Raw genomic sequence first — 17,551 nt, 5'->3', positions numbered from 1 at the left:
CATGTTCGACAAGGTTCTGATCGCCAATCGTGGCGAAATCGCTTTGCGGGTCGCGCGCACCTGCCGGGAAATGGGAGTGCGTACCGTGGCCGTGCATTCGGTCGCGGACCGCGATTCGGCGGTGGTCCGCCTCGCCGATGAGGCGGTGCAGATCGGTCCGGCGGCGGCGAAACGCAGTTATCTCAATGCCGCGGCGGTGCTGACCGCCGCCGAGCTGACCGGGGCGGACGCGATCCATCCCGGCTACGGATTCCTCTCGGAGTCACCGGATTTCGCGGATGCCTGCCGTGCGGCGGGCGTTACGCTGATCGGCCCACCCGCCGATGTGATGGCCGAACTCGGTGATAAGCAGTCCGCTCGCACACTGATGGCGAAGGCCGGGCTGCCGTTGCTGCCCGGCAGCCTCGACCCACTCGAGCCCGACGCGGCCCACGCACTCGCCGATCAGATCGGCTACCCGGTGATCATCAAGGCCGCCGCGGGTGGCGGCGGCCGCGGCATGCAGGTGGTTCGTGACAGTTCGGCATTCCCGCACGCGTTCCAGGAGACCCGGGCAACCGCGCGAATGCTCTTCGGAGACAGCAGGGTCTACCTCGAGAGGTACTTGGAAGGCGCCAGACACGTCGAGGTCCAGGTGTTGTGCGACGGGCACGGAGCTGGCGTCCACCTCGGTGAGCGCGATTGCTCGGTGCAGCGCCGCCACCAGAAGCTCATCGAGGAGTCACCCGCACCGCGGCTGCCCGATGGGCTGGCCGAGCGAATGGGCCGTTCGGCCGTCGACGGTGTGCTGGAGGCGGGATATGTCGGCGCGGGCACGGTGGAATTCCTGGTGGACGCCGCAGGCAATTACTACTTCATGGAGGTGAATTGCCGTATCCAAGTGGAACATCCGGTCACCGAAATGGTGACCGGCATCGACTTGATCGCCGAGCAGATCAGAATCGCCGCCGGTGCGCCGCTCGGGTACACCCAAGATCAGATTTCGGTGCGCGGCGCGGCCATCGAATGCCGGATCAACGCCGAGGACCCGACTGCCGAATTCGCACCGGCCCCAGGAATGGTGGCCGAGTTCACGCCGCCGGGTGGACCATTCGTTCGAGTGGATTCGCATGTGCACGCGGGCTATCAGATACCGCCGCACTATGATTCGCTGTTGGCGAAGGTCATCGTCTGGGCGCCGGATCGTGACGGAGCGCTCGCGCGAATGCAGCGAGCGCTGGCCGAATTTCGGATTTCCGGTGCGCGGGTGGAGACGACCAGGGACTTCTTACGTGAGGTGCTCGACCATCCCCGGATGCGATCGGCCACCCATTCGACCGCGCTCGTGGACGAATTACTCGGAAAGCAGGACGGTTGAGCGGCTCGAACGCTCTTACGGCACCAGGAGATTGAAGAGGGGGGCCTGGCGGAGCAGTTCGGCGGGGCCGCCGGCAAGGCCAGCGGTGAGGCACACCTTTGCGGGAGCGTCGACCCCGGCAATCAGCGTGTAGTCGGGTCCGCCTGCCCGGTAGAGGATCTCGTCGGGGACGAATCCGGCCAGCCGGGCATTGCCGCCGAGCGCGGTGACGCCGAGTAGGCACAGGATGTGGGCATAGCTGTAGGACAACGGCACCGGAAGCAGGTGCAGGCCGCCGCCGGAGAACATGCGCTCGAAGCAAGCGAGTACCGACCAGACCGCACTGCGTTGGGTCGCGGAAACACCGGTCGGGCGCGCCGCGGTGCGGGCCGCGTACAGGACCCAGGCGGGATCGTCGATGCCGTAGTCGTCGCGCGGGAGGGCGGTGGGTTCGGTGCTCGCCAGGTCCTCGAAGTATGCGCAGCGTGCCGGAATCGGCGCGGTCGTCGCGCCATCGTCCGGCAGCACGACCAGCAACGGTGGCTGCGGCCACCGCGATTGCCGGACTTCCATGGCAGCGACCGGCGTGCCGAACACCGCGAACGGCCGATGTTCCTCGACGAGCCAGCGCAATTCGCCCGCGTCCAGGTTCGGGCTGACGGGAATGCCGACTCCGCCCGCTCTGGTCACCGCGAGGGTGGCCTCGATCGACTCCACCCGGTTGCCGAGGCAGCTCACCACGTGGTCGCCCGGTCGCAGTCCGGCCGCCACCAGGTGACCGGCCAGCCGCGCGGTGCGGGCGTCCAGCGTCCGATAGTCGACGGCCCGTAGCCTGTCCTCGAATGCGACCGTATCGCCCGATTGCACCGCTCGCTGGGTCAGCAGGGCAGGCACGGGACGAAGTAGTTCAGTACGAAACATTTCACCTCCCCGCTGATTCGCTCGCAGTGGCGATTCCATTGCCATTCGATTGCCGCTATTGCTTCGCGTTTCATTGCGGTTGGTTTCATAGTCGAATAGCGGGCTTCCGCATGCTCAACGCAAGAACCACTCGCGGATCACCAGCGCAGGTCTTCGGTTGATGTATATGCGATAACACCTGGCGCACACCGCGTCACTGGTGCGCCCATAGAACAGCAGCTGCCGGTAGGACTCGGAGGAGGTGGTCTGCAGCGCGGCGCCGATCCCAGCGGATTCGGTCGCCAGTGCGTCGGAGAACGCCGCGGGCAGCCTGCCGAGCGCGATCAACGACTCGGCGCGGGCATAGCGGGTCCCGGTTCTTGCGCCGATCAGGTCCACCTCCCGGACAAGTACTTTTTCCTCGGGAGGTACATCGAGCCAGCCGTCGCGGTCGGCGGCCGCGGTGGTCTCGCGTTGCGCAACACACTGCGCCTCAACGGGTTCCAGCACGTGGGCCTCCAGCGTGCGGGTCACGGTGCCGTCGGTCAGCAGGACTGCGCGGTGGTAGGGGCTCAGCTCCGCGGCGGCGATGTCCTGCCAGCCGGGCGGTCGCGCGAACGGGGCATGAAAGTGCCTGCGCACCAGTGCCTCCGCCGCGACATCGGTCAGCATCGCGGCGCCGCGGGGGCGGTCCGGCGCGGTATGCCCGCGCGGGTCGGCGTGCGTTCTTGTCTCATGACGTGAGTTTCGCGAAGAACATTGCCACGCAGAAACCCCTAAACCTTCCCCTATAATGAACTGTTAGCCGTTTCACGAAGTCTTGACAGCATTCCTCGGGGTGGGGTTTGCTTGGGTGTCTGAATGATGCAGCGACAGTTAATATTCTGCTACTCAGTTGCGACAGAGCCGCCGTGACGTTGCCATGCAATTGGCCTGCGATTCTGGGACATAAAATGGGAAAGCTCGAACCGCCTGCGCGGAAACACCGAGTGCCACTGGTTGTCAATCCGGTTCTGGCAGTGAACAGGGCGACCGGTCTGTCCGCGGCGCTGGCCGACGATATTTTCGTCGCGGAGGAATACGAAGGTCAGCTACGAGCGGGGGGCGCGGCAGCACGGCGGGTATCTCGCCACGATGTCAGCGATATCGCGGAGGCGGTCGTTCACCGGCTGCGCAGGGGCGGCGCCGAGCACATGCGGGTCGGCGAGGCCATCGCGGTGCTCGGTGCGGCAAGCAGCCCGCGGGCGATCGGCCTTGTGCTGCATCATGATCCGGCGGTGATCGGTCGGATCGTCGCGACGTTGACCGCGACCGGTCTCGTCGAGGACGGACGGTTCCGGCATCGAGAGGTCGGTCGGTTCATCTTGCGGGGGATGCGGGTCGACGCCCGCAGACAACTGCACAGCCGGGCGGCTCTCGCGCTGCGCGAATGCGGCGCACCGGCGGCCGCGATCGCCGAACACCTGGTGCGGTCGGGGGATACGCGCCACCCGTGGGCGCCCGCGGTACTGCGGATCGCGGCCGACGAAGCGTTGGCGCTGGATCAGATCGACCGCGCGGTGGATTGCCTGGAGCTGGCCTATCGCGCGACCGCGCAACCGGTCGATCGTGCGGATATCGCCGCGGTGCTCGCCTCGATCGAGTGGCGGGTGAATCCATCGACGGCCACCAGGAATTTCGCCAGGCTGCACGCGGCGGTCCGGGCGGGCACGCTGTCGCCGCCCGCGCTGTACGCGGCGGTTCGGTATCTGTTGTGGCACGGCCGGGTGGACGACGCCAAGGCGGCATGGATGCTGCTGGAACGAGATTCGCACGCCGTGGGAACCGCGCCCGCCGGGAACCAGGCCCGCACGGAACTGGCGTTCCTGCGGTCTTGGATTGCGTACACCTACCCGGAATTGCCACTGCGTCGGGCTATCGCCGAGCCCGCGACACCTGTCGCTGTGGCAACGGCCGGCGACGATCGTCCGACCGGCTCCGCGACCGCGCACCACCTCGCCGCAAACCTGTTGACCGCCATCGCCACCGACGCCGGCCGCGAGGCGACGGTGCCGGTCGCACACCAGATCCTGTCCCGGCATCGGCTCGATTCTTCGACCGTCGAGGCGCTGACGACCGCCCTGGACGGTCTCATCTACGCCGACAAGTTGGAGGTGGCGACGGCGTGGAGCGATGCGCTGCTCGCCGAGTCGGTTGCCCGAGCCTCGCCGACCTGGCAGGCGATCTTCGCCGGTCTGCGCTCGGAGATCGCGCTACGGCAGGGACGCTTGGACGATGCCTGCGGCTATGCGATGCAGGCGTTGAACCAGGTGCCCGCGGGCAATCTCGGCACCGTCGTCGGCAGACCGCTGTGGTGTTACGTGCGGGCACTGACCGCCGCGGGCCGGCACGACGAGGCACAGGCCCAGCTCGACCGCGAGGTTCCCTTGAGCCTGTTCGATTCCCGGCTCGCACTGCCCTACTTGCATGCCCGCGGGCACCACGCACTGGCCACCGCGCGGGTCGAGGACGCGCTGCTGGACTTCCAGCTGTGCGGTTCGCTGATGCGGCGGTGGAATACGGATCTGCCGGGTCTGGTGCCGTGGCGCAACGATGTCGCGCTCGGTTACCTGCTGGTCGGCGATCATCGCCGGGCGCGGGTCTATGCCGAACGCCATCTGGAGCGGCTCGGGGACGCACGCAGGCACGGCACGGGAGCGGTGTCGTTGCGCGTGATCGCCGCCACCGCAGATCCACCGGACCGGGTGCCGCTGCTGCGTCAAGCCGAGGTGATCGCGCGACGTAGCGATGATCGGCTCGAATTGGCCGCGGTGCTGGCCGATCTGAGCCGTGCCTACGAGTTGATCGGCGAGGTGGAGCGGTCCCGGTCGCTGCGTCGGTCGGGTCTGCGGCTCGCCGTCCACTGTGGTGCGGAGCCATTGATCCGTCGATTGTCCGGTGACCAGGACGAGGTGGTCGAACCGGTGCGCGACGGCGTCGCCGACCCGGTCGACATCGGATCTCTCAGTGCGGCCGAGCATCGGGTCGCGGAAATGGCGGCAAAGGGCCTTCGCAACAGAGAAATTGCCGAAGCCCTCGAAATCACCACCAGTACAGTGGAGCAGCATCTGACGCGGGTGTACCGCAAGCTGAAGGTGCGCAGGCGTACCGAGCTCCGCTTCATGTTGAGCACCAAATGCTGAGGAAGAATGACGAAGGTGGTCGATGATGACTGAATCGGCAGCGTCCGAGCTGTGGATCCAGCGGTTGCGGGCGCACCCCGAACCCCAGGTGCGGGTGATCTGTTTCGCCCACGCCGGTGGCTCGGCGAGTTCGTTCGCCAAGCTGGGGCGGGCCTTCGACGGGCCGATCGAGGTGCTGGCAGTGCAGAGTCCTGGTCGGCAGAATCGGCGGCGCGAACCCTGCCTGGACAGCGTCTCCGATCTTGCCGCCGGTGTACTTCCCGCGGTGCTGGAGCGTACCGACGTTCCGATCGCTTTGTTCGGGCACAGCCTGGGTGCGATCGTCGCATTCGAGGTCGGCAGGCTGCTCGAGGCGAAAGGCATTACGCCCGAGGCTTTGTTCGTGTCCGGCAGGCGAGCGCCGTCGACCGTTCGGGCGGAGTCCGTTCACCGGCGCTCGGATGCGGGCATCCTGACCGAGCTGCGACTGCTCGGTGGACCGGGCATCGAACTGTTCGATGATCCCGAGGTGGCGCGCGAATTCCTGCCCGCCATCCGCAGCGATTACCGGGCAGTGGAGACCTACAGTTGCGAACCCGGCGCACGGGTCGACTGCCCGGTGACCGCGCTGATCGGGGACCAGGACCCGAGGGTGACCCGCGCCGAGGCCACGGCATGGCGCACGCACACCACGGGGTCGTTCGACCTTCGGGTGTGGCGTGGCGCGCACTTCTACCTGTGGGAGCACGTCGGGGAGGTCGCCGCCACGGTGCAAAATCAGTTGGCTCCGGTCACTGCGTGAGCACGGTATAGACCTGACCGCACATCGCGTCTCACCAGACGGGGTGTGCGGTCGTTTCGCGCTCCGACGTGGTGGTCGGAGTCAGCGCTGAGCGATCTGGTCGGGCTGTGCGGTCACGGTGCCGTTGCGGGCGGCGTCCTGGATGGCGCGGATGAGTTCCTGGTGCGGGTCCGTGCCGGGTAGCACTGCCGCAACCTTCGCGTCGGGACGAAGGAGCACCGCGGTACTGCCGCCGAGTCCGTAGCCGGCCAGGACTTCGCCGGAGGGATCCGACAGGGTGCTGTCGTCGGATGCGCGATCGCGGGAGACCGCAATGCAGGCAACCGGAGTGGTGTTCATCATTCGGACGTAGCCGACGGCGTCGAGCCAGGCGGACTCGCGGTCCTCGCCGTACATGAGCAGATAACCGTCGCGGCACAGCTCGGGTACACGGTCGACCGCGCTGTTCGCGAGGTGGCTCGATGTTGCCGTCGGTCTGTCGGTGGATTCGGAACCCGGCAGACCGCGCAGGCCGACGATCCCGGTCAGCGCACGATCGGTTGCCCGATCGATGCGGCGGTGCATGGGCAGCGCGAGCAACGCGAGCAGTGGCATCAGCAGCACGGAGGTGGCGAGCGTGCCGACGAACGCGGTGAGCGTAATGGCGCGCAGCACCGGTCCGCGCCGTGCCGCCGCTCGAATCAGCGCGCCCCATCGCCGGAACAGCTTGCCCGCGAAGAGGTCGGCGCCTGCGATGGGATAGACCACCTGCGTGCCGGTGACGTCGGGAGTGCCTGCCGCCCAATCGGTTCCGCAGTCGCGGACCCTCGTCAGCTCACGGTCGTCGATACCGGCCCTGCCGAAGATCCCACCCGCCTCCCGCTTACCCCCGAGTAGCCAACGCAGTGTGGTGACCATGGTGACGAACTGTGGGCGGGTGTCGGTCGCGACGACGGCCCCGAGATGCCGGGCGCCGAGCGTCTCCAGCCTGCGGCCGACCTCGACCGCGGCGGAGTACCACATGTTCCGGCACGCGATGACCGACAGCACGTCGCGATCGGCGAAGAGATCGGGATGCGCGTTGAGCAGCGTGCGCATCGGCAGCGACGGCGCGAGGAACCAGACCTGGTAGGCGAGAATGACCAGCTCGCCCGGCTCCACGCGCAGCTCCGAACTCGTTGTGTCCAGGTCGATGACGGCCTGTTCGTCGACGCTGTCGGGAAACACGCCGAAGAATTTCCGTACCGGCCATGGAAACGGATAAGGCTCGGCCGGTGTCACCGCGACCCGGCGGATCTGCCAGCCTGCCTCGACCAGCGCATCGGTGAATGCCCGCACCGTTTCGGTCAATTGGCCGGTCTGGGAGTAGGAAAATACGACTGCACGCTTTTCGGCGACCATGATGGTGCCCACTTTCTCCGGGCGAATTCGGAACTTGCGTCGGCAGAACTGTATCGGTGCCCGCAGTGCACGGTCAAGGATCGCAATATCTCGGTAGGGGTGTCCGAATAGGGGTTGACGCAGATGAATTGTAATGTCACGCAACGTATTTCGAGCTGATCATCTTGACGGGTGTTAGTGCCGGTGGAACACTGGGTCCAAGTCGTCGAGACGACTTCAGGGGCATGCCAGGCGTACGAAATGGGGTAGCGCATGTCGATAGTAGACGAAATCCAGAAAGACATATTCGAATATCTGGATTCGCATTACGGGATAGAGCAGCACGAGATCAAGGGCCATTCGGCACTGAATGAATTGGGGGTCGATTCACTCGGCCTGCTCGCCATTGCTGACATTGTGAAGAAGAAGTACGGAATCGTCCTGGACGACGAGCGGATCGCCTCGGTGCGAACCTTTCAGGATTTCACCGACTTGCTGGAGCGGAAGCTGGCGGCCAAACAGGCCGCGATCGGAGCCGAAAGCTGATGACTGCCTACATCACCGCCACCGGCCGCTTCCTGCCCGGTGACCCGATAACCAACGACGAGATCGAGAACTACATCGGTAAAGCCGGCCTGGCCTCGTCGGATCTGCGCGAGATGATCCTGAACAACAGCGGCATCAAGACCCGGCACTACGCGATCGACAAGAATCAGGAGACGGTCATGTCGAACGCGGCGATGGCCGCCGCCGCGGTGCGTGAGGCGGTCGGCCGCGCCGGGCTCGGCCCGGACGACGTCGACCTGCTTGCCGCCGCAACCACGGTGCCGGATCTGCTCGGACCCGGTCACGCCAGCATGATTCACGGCGAGCTCGGCTACGCGCCGATGGAAGTCATGACCGCGCACGGGATCTGCAGCTCGGGAATGATGGCGTTGAAGGACGCCTACCTCCAGGTCGCCATCGGCGAGAAGAGCAATGCCGTCGCCGTGGCGAGCGAATTCGCCTCGCGAGGTTTCAAGAGCTCCCGCTACGACGAGATGCAGCAGGTGATCGAGGAAGGCTCGCTGCCGATGGAGACGGCGTTCCTGCGCTACATGCTCTCCGACGGTGCGGGTGCCGCGGTGCTCAAGCCGGAGCCGGAACCCGGCCAGATCAGCCTGCGGATCGACTGGATCTCGCTGACCTCCTACGCCAATACCGAACAGGCGTGCATGTTCTTCGGCAGCAACGACAATTCCTGTACGAAGACCTGGGGTGACTATCCGACGCCGTCGGCGGCGGCGCGCGACGGCGCGCTGGTCGCGCGGCAGAAGCTGTCGCTGCTGCCACATCTGGTCGAGGTCGGCATCGCCGAATATCAGCGGCTCGTCGAGGCGGGCAAGTTCGATCCCGAGAAGGTCACCTGGTTCCCGGTCCACTATTCGAGTGAGCGGATGAAAGACCTGATGATCGGGGAGTTCAAGCGCCGCAAGATGGTCGAGAACATGAACTGGTTCAGCAATCTGACCAGGGTCGGCAATATCGGCAGCGCGAGCATCTACATCATCCTCGACGAGATGATGACCGAGGGCATGATCAAGGACGGCGACACCCTGGTGTGCATGGTGCCGGAATCCGGCCGGTTCATTATCTCGTTCATGCACCTCACGGCGGTGCGTGCGGACCCGGCCTGAGGTATCGGGGCGATGGCCGAGGAGCAGCAGCTGCGCGATTACCTGCGGACCGCGGCGCGCGAACTACAGAAGGCACGGGATCGGGTGCGGCAGTTGGAAGCTCGGGCTTCCGAACCAGTGGCGATCGTGTCGATGGGGTGCCGCTACCCCGGTGGTATCGCCTCGCCGGAGGACCTGTGGCAGGTGGCGGCCGATGGACGCAATGTCGTGTCCGCGTGGCCGTCGGATCGCGGGTGGGACTTCGACGAATCCGACCATCCGGATCGAACCGCGATGGTTCGACAAGGCGGATTCATCGATGACGCAGGTGGATTCGACGCACGGTTCTTCGGCATCAGTCCACGCGAAGCGCTGGCGATCGATCCGCAGCAGCGGCAGCTGCTCGAGGTGGCATGGGAGACCTTCGAGCGGGCGGGTATCGACCCGACTACTTTGCGCGGCAGCCGAACCGGGGTGTTCATCGGGCTGATCGGACAGTCCTACGGCATGGTCGACGGCCGCTACCGGGCACTGGAGCCGGAGCAGCTGGCCGGGCTGACCGGGTGGCTGATGACGGGAAAGGCCTCAGGCGCGGGCTCGGGCCGGATCTCCTACGTCTTCGGTCTGGAAGGGCCTGCCTTCACGGTGGATACAGCGTGCTCGTCGTCGCTGGTCGCGCTGCATCAAGCCATCGCGTCGGTGCGGGCGGGCGAATCGACCCTCGCATTGGTCGGTGGGGTGACAGTGATGGCAACGCCGGACATGTTCGCCTCGTCGAGCGAGCGCGGCTCGGCGACGGACGGCCGCTGCCGTTCCTACGCCGCCGCGGCGGATGGCACGATTTGGTCCGAGGGTACGGGACTGATTTTGCTGGAACGTCTTTCGGATGCGCGGCGAAACGGGCATCCGGTAGTCGGCGTATTGCGCGGGTCCGCGGTGAACCAGGACGGCGCGTCCAACGGGTTCACCGCCCCGAACGGATCGGCGCAGCGTCGGGTCATTCGCGATGCGCTCGCGAACGCGGGACTATCGGCCGCGGAAATAGACGTGGTGGAGGGCCACGGCACCGCCACTGTGCTCGGCGACCCCATCGAGGTACAGGCACTGCTGGCCACCTACGGGCAGGATCGGGACCGGCCCGCGCTGCTCGGTTCGATCAAGTCGAACATGGGGCACTGCCTTGCCGCCGCCGGAGTCGCCGGCGTGATCAAGATGGTCATGGCGATGCGACACGGGATCGTCCCACCGACCCTGCACGTGGACGAGCCGACCCCACACGTCGATTGGGCGTCGGGTCGGCTGGAGCTGGTCACCGAGTCGCGGCCGTGGCCGGAGACGGGTCGCCCGCGCCGGGCATGCGTGTCGTCGTTCGGTATCACCGGAACCAATACGCATGTGGTGCTGGAGCAGGCGCCGTCCGAGGACGAGACGCTCACCACGCCGGGGGTTGCGCCGCCGGTGCTCGCCTGGGTGATTTCGGCGCGATCGGCACGGTCGCTGACCGGACAGGGCGAGCGGCTCGCGGCGTTCTTGCACGATAACCCGGAGGCAGACCCGGTGGATGTCGGGCACTCGCTGGTGGTTTCGCGCGCCCGACTGCCACACCGGGCCGTGGTTGTCGGCCGCAAGTCCGATGAATTGATAGCCGGACTGGAATCCATAGTGGCCGAGAGCAACTCGCCTGCGGTGGCAATCGGTCAGGCGTCGCCGGTTGCCGAGACGGTTGTGGTTTTTCCGGGCTCGGGCTGGCGTCAGGGCCTCGGTCGCGCGCTGTACGCCGAGTTCCCTGTGTTTCGGTCAGCATTCGACGAGATGTGCGAGGCGTTCGGAGACCGGCTCGGCCGACCTCTCCTTGACGCACTTCGCACCGACAGCACTGCGGTGGCTGGTGCAGCGCTGGCTGGGGCCGAGGTGGTCGGCGCTGAGGTGGCCGGGCCTGCGGTAGCCGGCGTTCTGGTGGCCGAGGGTGCAGCGGTGGCTGGAGCCGCGGTTACCGATGGCGCGGTGGCTGATGGTGCGGTGTCGGGTCGTGGTGTGGTGGTAGACCGGACTTGGGCCCTCGACACGGCTGTGGCATCTGACAGGGCCACGCCCGGCTCTTTGTGGAATAGCGGAAATATGGTGAAGGCGGCCATGTTTGCGGTCGAGGTCGCGTTGTATCGGTTGGTGGAATCGTTCGGGGTCCGGCCGAAGCGGCTTGTCGGCCGCGGGGTCGGCGAACTTGCGGCTGCCCATGTGTCCGGCGTGTACTCGATCGCCGCGGTCGTCGAAATCATCACGGGCGGTGGTGAATCGGGCGCCGCCGGCCGTCCCGGTCCGAGGATTCCGATGGGGACCGACCTGACCGCGTCTCGCGGCGGAATGATCCTGGTGGAGTTGGGGGATGGAGCCATGGCACGGCAGCTCCGGGCGCCAGCAGCTACGGAGTCGGAGGTGGTGACGGTGGCAACCTTGGATCCAGCGGTCGACGAGACGACCTCATTCCTGAACGCGCTCGCCGGTGCATTTGTCTCGGGAACAACGGTCGATTGGTCCGCGCTGTACACGTACTCTGGCGCGACCCGAATCGACCTGCCTACCTACAGCTTTCAGCACCGGACCTACTGGCTCGGTAGGTGACCGGTGACCGTGGGGGACGGGCGGCATGTCGCTGTTGTCGGCGCGGGCGTTTCCGGACTCGCGGCCGCCTACCATCTTCAGCGGGCAGGCCACCGCGTCGACCTGATCGAACGCGACGGCGCACCGGGTGGGCGCTTCGGCATCGACCGGCTCGGCGATCTCCCGGTCATGACGGGCGCCAGGCTCATCGGCAGCAAATACGTCGAGCTGCGCGCGTTCCTCGCCGAACTCGGGCCCTACCGGCTCGAGTCGTATCCGTTGCGGCTGTCCCGCATCGATGAGGGACGGCTCGTCACCCTCGACAATCGCGACCGATCCACCGGTCTGCGCTATCTGATCGAGGCGGGCGCTCCGGCCCCCGACGTCGCGAAATTCTCCTATCTGGCAGGTCACGCCCGGGAACAGAACGGCATGCTTGAACCGGGATATTTCACCAAACTGGCCGTGCACAGCGACCATAAGCCGCTGAGCGAGCATTTCGGCACCACCCTGACCGACACCCTGCTGCGCGCGATGACCATCTGGACCCATGGCGCCGAGCCGGACGAGGTCTATCTCGGTGCCTTCGGCGCGACGCTCGGCACCGTATTCGACCACTTCGAGCAACTCACCGACGGCATCGAACCGGCCATTGCCGAACTGGCCCAACGGGTCACGCTGCGACGACACACCACAGCCCACCGCTTGCTCGTCCGCAACGGGCGGGTGCGCGGCCTCGCACTATCCGAAAAAGGCAGCCCGGCAACCGAACACAGCTACGACGCCGTGGTCCTCGCGACGACCGCGCGCGTCGCCGCGGACCTCGTCTCCGACGAATTCCCGGCACTGGCGAAACTGCTCACTCAAGTCAGATACCTGCCCTCGGCGATCGCACTCGTCGAATACGACCGCGACATCTTCGCACCGGGCCTCTGGGGATTCGCCATCGACGACAGCCCGTGCCGCGAGGTGGCCCCCTACGCCGCCGACCGTCGCCACATCGTCCGCTACACCTTCACCGGCCGCGCCGCCCGCCCGCTGCCGTCGCCCGCAGTCCTCGACCACTGGCTGACCCGCGCCGAGCGGCTCACCGCCGCCCTGTGCGGCATCACCGGCGCCGCCCGTCGCGGCATGATTACCCGCCGCTGGGACGCCGCCCACTGTGCCTACCTCCCCTTCCACGCCGAATTCACCGCCAAACTGCGTCACGAGGCCACCGTCGCCACCGGCACAGCCCTGGCAGGCGACTACTTACTCGGTACCTCCCTGGAAGCCTGCTTCCGTTCCGGCACCGTCGCCGCCGCCGACGTACTCGCGCGCCTGAGCTGACGTCAGTCGACGGGCTTGCGTGCGCTGACCGCGAGAACGGTCGGGGTCGGGTCGCCGCCCTCGGTGAAACCTTCGAGCACCAGACCGGCGTCGAGGAATGCGCCGCGGAGATATCGATGCCGACCAGATCCCAGCCCAATGCGCGGATATGAGCGGCGTGTACGCCTGTACCACAGCCGATCTCGAGACACATTCCCGACTCCGAGCGGATCCGCGAGCGCCCGGTCGATTCCGAGTGGATCTTCGTCCGTGGAACGAGCGAGGAACTCCTCCTCGTACCAGTCGGCAATCTCGTCGTATGCGGCGTCGACCATCACACCATCAGAACGGCGGCGGCGGTGTGATTGATGCCTATTTCCCGCAGGGCGAACGTCAGGGAGACATCGGATTTCGTGCGGTGAGTGCCGGTTGGAAGAACCCGGTTTGCTCGGGGAAGTGCCAGACAGGCCTTTCGAAGCCCGCGGTGCGCGCGAAGTCGGTGAGCTGTTGCCTGGTCAGTGCCCAATAGGTGGCGCGCCCGATGTGAGTCGACCAGACGTCGTGGTGTGAGGTGAGTTGGAAGAGTTCCAGGTCGTAGTGCTCTCCGTCGTTGTGCCAGTTCCACAGTTGGAAACTGATGGCTCTGCCATGGGATGTGGTGGTCGCCTGCGGTGCAGTGCTCTGTGGATGGGTTTCGAGGAGCGCGTCGTAGTCGCGGGTAGTGGCCATCAGCAGCCCGCCGGGTCGCAGTATGCGGCGCATCTCGCCGAGGGCGGCGCGCAGGTCAGCCGGGGTCAGCAGATGAGGCAGCGCATTGTCCGCGCAGACGACCGCGTCGAAGCTGTCGGCGCGAAAAGGCAAGGCTCGCATATCAGCTGCCGCGGTGGGCAGAGCCAGCCCACGGACCGCTGCTTCCCCGGCTGCCCGAGTCGCCGCGACCGGGCTGAGGTCGACGGCAACGACCCGATGACCGTGCGCGGCCAAACCGAGGGATTGAGTCCCGATCCCGCAGGCAGCATCGAGAATTGTCGCCGATCCATCCCCGATCTCTTGCTGAATGAGACCGTAGAGCACGTCGCCCTGCCGAACTATCGCGGCGGACCAATCCCGGTAGAGCAGGTGATAGCTCTCAGCGAGTTGATCGTAGAAGCCGCGCACCGATTCTCCCGTCATACCGCCACGCTATCCGCGCACCAGCCGGGAATCGGCAACCCCTGCGGTGTCGAACACAGTGGCCGCCGAGCGGATGTGACTACGACTATCTGGAGGAGACCGTGCGCCGCGCACAATGTGCTCTACGACCTCGTATTGCGAACCGTCCTCGATTAACGAATACCGCTCGGAACAAACAAATCCAGCGACACTGACCTCGAGTTCCGGGCGCTGGCCGACCAGCACGTCGAAAAGGTGCTCCGTCGGCTGGGCCGTGTCCCACGTGACCGTCTTTGCCTCGTGCCGAGGTCGACGCTGTATGTGGGGCTCCATTCCGATCAGTAGAGCTCGGTGTAACAAGAATGGTGAAATTTCCGCGGCCTGCAGGACACAGTGGTTAACTGAGGCAATGCCACTGTTGCGCAGGTACGTGACGGTATTGGTGACAATCTGTGGAGCGTTTGCCGCGGCCACTACGAGTGCGGCGGCAAACCCGGTTGGTGTCCCCGTTCCTCCTGGCGGCAGCGTCGTCGCTTGGGGGGACAACTCTTTGGAGCAGCTCGACATTCCTCCGCCGCCTGTTGGAGTGAGATACACCGCGATAGCCGCCGGACAAGAGCATTCGCTCGCATTGGGGTCGGACGGTCAGGTCGTCGCGGTTGGTAGGAACCTGGCCGGGGAGACGAATGTGCCAGCGCTCCCCGCAGGGGTCACGTACACGGCAGTCGCAGGTGGCAATTACCACTCGCTGGCGTTGCGCTCCGACGGTCGGGTAGAGGGGTTCGGTAGAGATGAGTCCGGGGAAACCACCGTGCCAACGCTGCCGACCGGAATCCGATATACAGCGATTGCGGCTGGACAAGGGCATTCGCTGGCGTTGCGCTCCGACGGTTGGGTAGAGGGGTTCGGTAGAAATGAAGCCGGACAGACCGATGTGCCCCCACTGCCGGCGGGCCTGACGTACACGGCAATAGCGGCCGGCGGAGCCAACTCCCTTGCGCTTCGCTCCGACGGGCAGGTCATACTGTTCAGTGACGCGGCTCTTCCGCCTTCGACGCCGCCGGGCGTGTGCGCACGGACTTGCGCCCCGGTCACCAGCACTGTGTGCCCACCGATCTGCATCGACTTCGGCCGTACCTACACCGCGATTGCCGCCGGATTCGGACATTCCTTGGTGTTGCGGTGGGACGGTCGGATTTTTGGCATCGGTTCCAACGGCGTAGGGCAACTCGACGTTCCTCCGCTGCCGGTGGGGGTGACGTATACCGCGGTGGCCGCCGGCATCTTCCATTCCTTGGCGCTGCGATCCGACGGGCAAGTAGTCTACTTCGGGCGCTTCCCTGAGCAGAACGCCGTTCCCCCACCTCTTTTCGGTGCGCGATACACCGCTATCGCTGCGGGCCACCAGCATTCCCTCGCAATAATGACCTGCGACTTGCTGTGCAACCTGAACCTCGGCCTCCCCGATTTCCTGAAGAACCTCTGTCCCGACCCGATTCGCGACCAGTGGCCGTGCGGCCCCGGCCCCCTCATCCCGAACCCCATCCTTCCGTGGGAGCTACCGAGACCGAACTGAAGTCGAGGACGTAGTCCCGCATCGGGAGAGCGGCACTCTCGGTTTCGGTGTCATCGACCAAAAATAGCTTGCCGTCGGCCTGGGCTGCGATCATTGTCAACCGCATGAATGGGCATGAGATTCGGGCCGACTACGACCGTGACACCATCGTCGTCTATCAGGCCTACCAGCCAGGGATCGGCAAGCCCGCGGTCGCGAACGGCCGCTTCGTCGAACCGTTTTCACGGGGGCGGATGACGTGGATCAAACCGTCGTTCTTGTGGATGATGGCCAGGAGCGACTGGGGACGCAAGCCGGGCCAGGAAATGGTTCTCGCCGTGCGGATCACCCGCAGCGGCTGGGAAGAGGCATTGGGATCCGCGGAGCTCACCCACGCGGACAAGCGGGTCTACCGCAGCACGGACGAGTGGCGCGAGCGGTTCGCTCGTGCGCTCGTGCGTGTGCAGTGGGATCCGGAGAAGACTTTGCGCGGAGCAACTTTAGATGCGCGCAGCATCCAAGTAGGAATCAGCCGCCATGTCGTAGGCCGCTACTTCGACGACTGGACGGTGGCAATCGACGACCTCACCCCGACGGTCCGAAAGATCCACCGGCTACTCCAGGACGGCCAGGACCACCGCGCCAAAGACCTACTCCCCAGAGAACGGACCTACCCGATCGGTGCAGAGCTGGCCCACCGCTTGGGAATCGACACCTGACCCGAACGCCGCCCGAATACCCCGCGCGGCCCTACACCCGACCCACTGCCATCCGAACACCCCGGCCCACAGCCACACACCCCCTATACAGGGTGCGAGGCCACAACAAAGGGTGTGGAGACAATTTCCCGACCACCCCGCACCCCCAGTCGTCCGAACACCCCGCGTCACAGCCGAACACCCCATATACGGGGTGTTCGGTCACAACACGGGGTGTCAGGACGCTGTACGGGGGTGTGCAGCTAAGACACAGGGTGTGAGGACGGATTTCTTTACCGCTCGAGAACGCAACCACAGCCAGTCTTCACGCCGGAAGCCGTGTGCCTGCCTGCCCAAAGCTGCGGAAGACCAGGTCGGGTACGGCACCGACGCGCCCAGCACTGCCCCCGGTAAAACCACGGGGATGCAACCAAAACTGGGGTGCGCGCCGTGGGTTCGGTAAACCGAGCTCGCCTGCCTGAGGTGCTCCGCTGGAGCTCACCGGAGTAAGCCAGAGCTGTAGGGGTGGAAGACCGAACTGTCGTCCGAACACCCCGCGTCACAGCTGCACACCCCGTATACCGGGCGTGCAGTCACAACACGGGGTGTGAGGACGCTGTACGGGGTGTGTGCAGCTACGACACGGGGTGTGAGGCCGATTTCTTTACCGCTCGAGAACGCAACCACAGCCAGTCCTCACGCTGGAAGCTGTGTGCCTGCCTGCAAAAGCTGCGGAAGACCAGGTCGGGTACGGCACCCGACGCGCCCAGCACTGCCCCCGGTAAAACCACGGGATGCAACCAAAACTGGGGAGCGTGCTCCAGGTTCGGTAAACCGAGCTCGCCTGCCTGAGGTGCTCCGCTGGAGCTCACCGGAGTAAGCCAGAGCTGTAGGGGTCGAAGACCAAACTGTCGTCCGAACACCCCGTGTCACAGCCGAACATCCCGTATACCGGGTGTGCGGTTACGACACGGGGTGTGAGGACGGATTTCTCTACCGTCCGGGAACGCAACCACAGCCAGTCCTC

13 protein-coding genes and 1 pseudogene are annotated in these 17,551 nt (G+C 65.7%); 9 read left to right on the top strand and 5 right to left on the bottom strand.

Annotated features, from left to right (window positions below; genetic code table 11):
• The first annotated feature begins 1 nt into the window (after position 1).
• Positions 2-1,357 carry an acetyl-CoA carboxylase biotin carboxylase subunit gene (gene accC, locus ACFQZZ_RS19555; RefSeq protein ID WP_378682477.1) on the top strand — a complete coding sequence of 452 codons (1,356 nt, stop codon included), beginning with the start codon at positions 2-4 and terminating at the stop codon, positions 1,355-1,357.
• Positions 1,358-1,372: 15 nt separating this feature from the next.
• Here accC and ACFQZZ_RS19550 read toward each other — a convergent pair whose 3' ends face one another.
• Both ACFQZZ_RS19550 and ACFQZZ_RS19545 read right to left on the bottom strand, forming a co-directional pair.
• On the bottom strand, positions 1,373-2,257 hold the full coding sequence (locus tag ACFQZZ_RS19550; protein WP_378682475.1) for an AMP-binding protein: 885 nt from the start codon (positions 2,255-2,257) through the stop codon (positions 1,373-1,375).
• Positions 2,258-2,371: 114 nt separating this feature from the next.
• Positions 2,372-2,908, bottom strand: coding sequence for a chorismate--pyruvate lyase family protein (locus ACFQZZ_RS19545; protein WP_378682472.1), 537 nt, complete (start codon positions 2,906-2,908; stop codon positions 2,372-2,374).
• Between the two features lie 347 nt (positions 2,909-3,255).
• On the opposite strand from ACFQZZ_RS19545, the gene ACFQZZ_RS19540 reads away from it, so the two are divergent.
• Positions 3,256-5,418, top strand: a complete 2,163-nt coding sequence (locus tag ACFQZZ_RS19540) for a LuxR C-terminal-related transcriptional regulator (RefSeq protein ID WP_378682470.1) — start codon at positions 3,256-3,258, stop codon at positions 5,416-5,418.
• A 22-nt stretch (positions 5,419-5,440) separates the two neighbouring features.
• Positions 5,441-6,199, top strand: coding sequence for a thioesterase II family protein (locus tag ACFQZZ_RS19535; RefSeq protein WP_378682467.1), 759 nt, complete (start codon positions 5,441-5,443; stop codon positions 6,197-6,199).
• A gap of 81 nt (positions 6,200-6,280) precedes the next feature.
• Here the strand turns inward: ACFQZZ_RS19535 and ACFQZZ_RS19530 are convergent, their stop codons facing one another.
• On the bottom strand, positions 6,281-7,591 hold the full coding sequence (locus ACFQZZ_RS19530) for a hypothetical protein (protein ID WP_378682464.1): 1,311 nt from the start codon (positions 7,589-7,591) through the stop codon (positions 6,281-6,283).
• 240 nt (positions 7,592-7,831) lie between these two features.
• Between ACFQZZ_RS19530 and ACFQZZ_RS19525 the strand changes: the two genes are divergently transcribed.
• Genes ACFQZZ_RS19525 through ACFQZZ_RS19510 form a run of 4 tightly spaced genes read left to right on the top strand, consistent with a single transcriptional unit; the run spans position 7,832 to position 13,140 of the window.
• The gene (locus ACFQZZ_RS19525) at positions 7,832-8,104 is read left to right on the top strand and encodes an acyl carrier protein (RefSeq protein WP_378682462.1); all 273 of its coding nucleotides are present in this window, start codon (positions 7,832-7,834) and stop codon (positions 8,102-8,104) included.
• Positions 8,104-9,234: a 3-oxoacyl-[acyl-carrier-protein] synthase III C-terminal domain-containing protein gene (locus ACFQZZ_RS19520; RefSeq protein ID WP_378682459.1), complete on the top strand. Its 1,131-nt coding sequence runs from the start codon at positions 8,104-8,106 to the stop codon at positions 9,232-9,234. The genes ACFQZZ_RS19525 and ACFQZZ_RS19520 overlap by 1 nt, the downstream gene beginning before the upstream one ends.
• Positions 9,235-9,246: 12 nt before the next feature.
• Positions 9,247-11,832 carry a type I polyketide synthase gene (locus ACFQZZ_RS19515; RefSeq protein WP_378682457.1) on the top strand — a complete coding sequence of 862 codons (2,586 nt, stop codon included), beginning with the start codon at positions 9,247-9,249 and terminating at the stop codon, positions 11,830-11,832.
• A 3-nt stretch (positions 11,833-11,835) separates the two neighbouring features.
• A complete protein-coding gene (locus ACFQZZ_RS19510) occupies positions 11,836-13,140 on the top strand; it encodes a protoporphyrinogen/coproporphyrinogen oxidase (protein ID WP_378682454.1) in 1,305 nt (434 codons plus the stop codon).
• A 145-nt stretch (positions 13,141-13,285) separates the two neighbouring features.
• Here the strand turns inward: ACFQZZ_RS19510 and ACFQZZ_RS19505 are convergent.
• Both ACFQZZ_RS19505 and ACFQZZ_RS19500 read right to left on the bottom strand, forming a co-directional pair.
• Positions 13,286-13,333, bottom strand: a pseudogene (locus tag ACFQZZ_RS19505) (hypothetical protein); the annotation flags it as partial.
• 179 nt (positions 13,334-13,512) lie between these two features.
• Positions 13,513-14,292, bottom strand: a complete 780-nt coding sequence (locus ACFQZZ_RS19500) for a methyltransferase domain-containing protein (protein WP_378682451.1) — start codon at positions 14,290-14,292, stop codon at positions 13,513-13,515.
• A gap of 115 nt (positions 14,293-14,407) precedes the next feature.
• Between ACFQZZ_RS19500 and ACFQZZ_RS19495 the strand changes: the two genes are divergently transcribed.
• Both ACFQZZ_RS19495 and ACFQZZ_RS19490 read left to right on the top strand, forming a co-directional pair.
• Complete coding sequence (locus tag ACFQZZ_RS19495) at positions 14,408-15,847, top strand: RCC1 domain-containing protein (RefSeq protein ID WP_378682448.1); 1,440 nt, start codon at positions 14,408-14,410, stop codon at positions 15,845-15,847.
• Between the two features lie 104 nt (positions 15,848-15,951).
• Complete coding sequence (locus ACFQZZ_RS19490; protein ID WP_378682445.1) at positions 15,952-16,545, top strand: DUF4291 domain-containing protein; 594 nt, start codon at positions 15,952-15,954, stop codon at positions 16,543-16,545.
• The last annotated feature ends 1,006 nt before the right edge of the window (positions 16,546-17,551 follow it).

Source organism: Nocardia sp. GCM10030253 (assembly GCF_042675075.1).
Classification (GTDB): domain Bacteria; phylum Actinomycetota; class Actinomycetes; order Mycobacteriales; family Mycobacteriaceae; genus Nocardia.
This window is presented reverse-complemented; position numbering and strand designations above follow the sequence as displayed.

Bases quoted from the DNA above. Each gene is read 5' to 3' on its own strand.
- accC (WP_378682477.1), top strand. From the start codon at position 2: ATGTTCGACAAGGTTCTGATCGCCAATCGTGGCGAAATCGCTTTGCGG.
- ACFQZZ_RS19550 (WP_378682475.1), bottom strand. From the start codon at position 2,257: ATGTTTCGTACTGAACTACTTCGTCCCGTGCCTGCCCTGCTGACCCAG.
- ACFQZZ_RS19545 (WP_378682472.1), bottom strand. From the start codon at position 2,908: ATGCTGACCGATGTCGCGGCGGAGGCACTGGTGCGCAGGCACTTTCAT.
- ACFQZZ_RS19535 (WP_378682467.1), top strand. From the start codon at position 5,441: ATGATGACTGAATCGGCAGCGTCCGAGCTGTGGATCCAGCGGTTGCGG.
- ACFQZZ_RS19525 (WP_378682462.1), top strand. From the start codon at position 7,832: ATGTCGATAGTAGACGAAATCCAGAAAGACATATTCGAATATCTGGAT.
- ACFQZZ_RS19520 (WP_378682459.1), top strand. From the start codon at position 8,104: ATGACTGCCTACATCACCGCCACCGGCCGCTTCCTGCCCGGTGACCCG.
- ACFQZZ_RS19515 (WP_378682457.1), top strand. From the start codon at position 9,247: ATGGCCGAGGAGCAGCAGCTGCGCGATTACCTGCGGACCGCGGCGCGC.
- ACFQZZ_RS19500 (WP_378682451.1), bottom strand. From the start codon at position 14,292: ATGACGGGAGAATCGGTGCGCGGCTTCTACGATCAACTCGCTGAGAGC.
- ACFQZZ_RS19495 (WP_378682448.1), top strand. From the start codon at position 14,408: ATGTGCTCTACGACCTCGTATTGCGAACCGTCCTCGATTAACGAATAC.
- ACFQZZ_RS19490 (WP_378682445.1), top strand. From the start codon at position 15,952: ATGAATGGGCATGAGATTCGGGCCGACTACGACCGTGACACCATCGTC.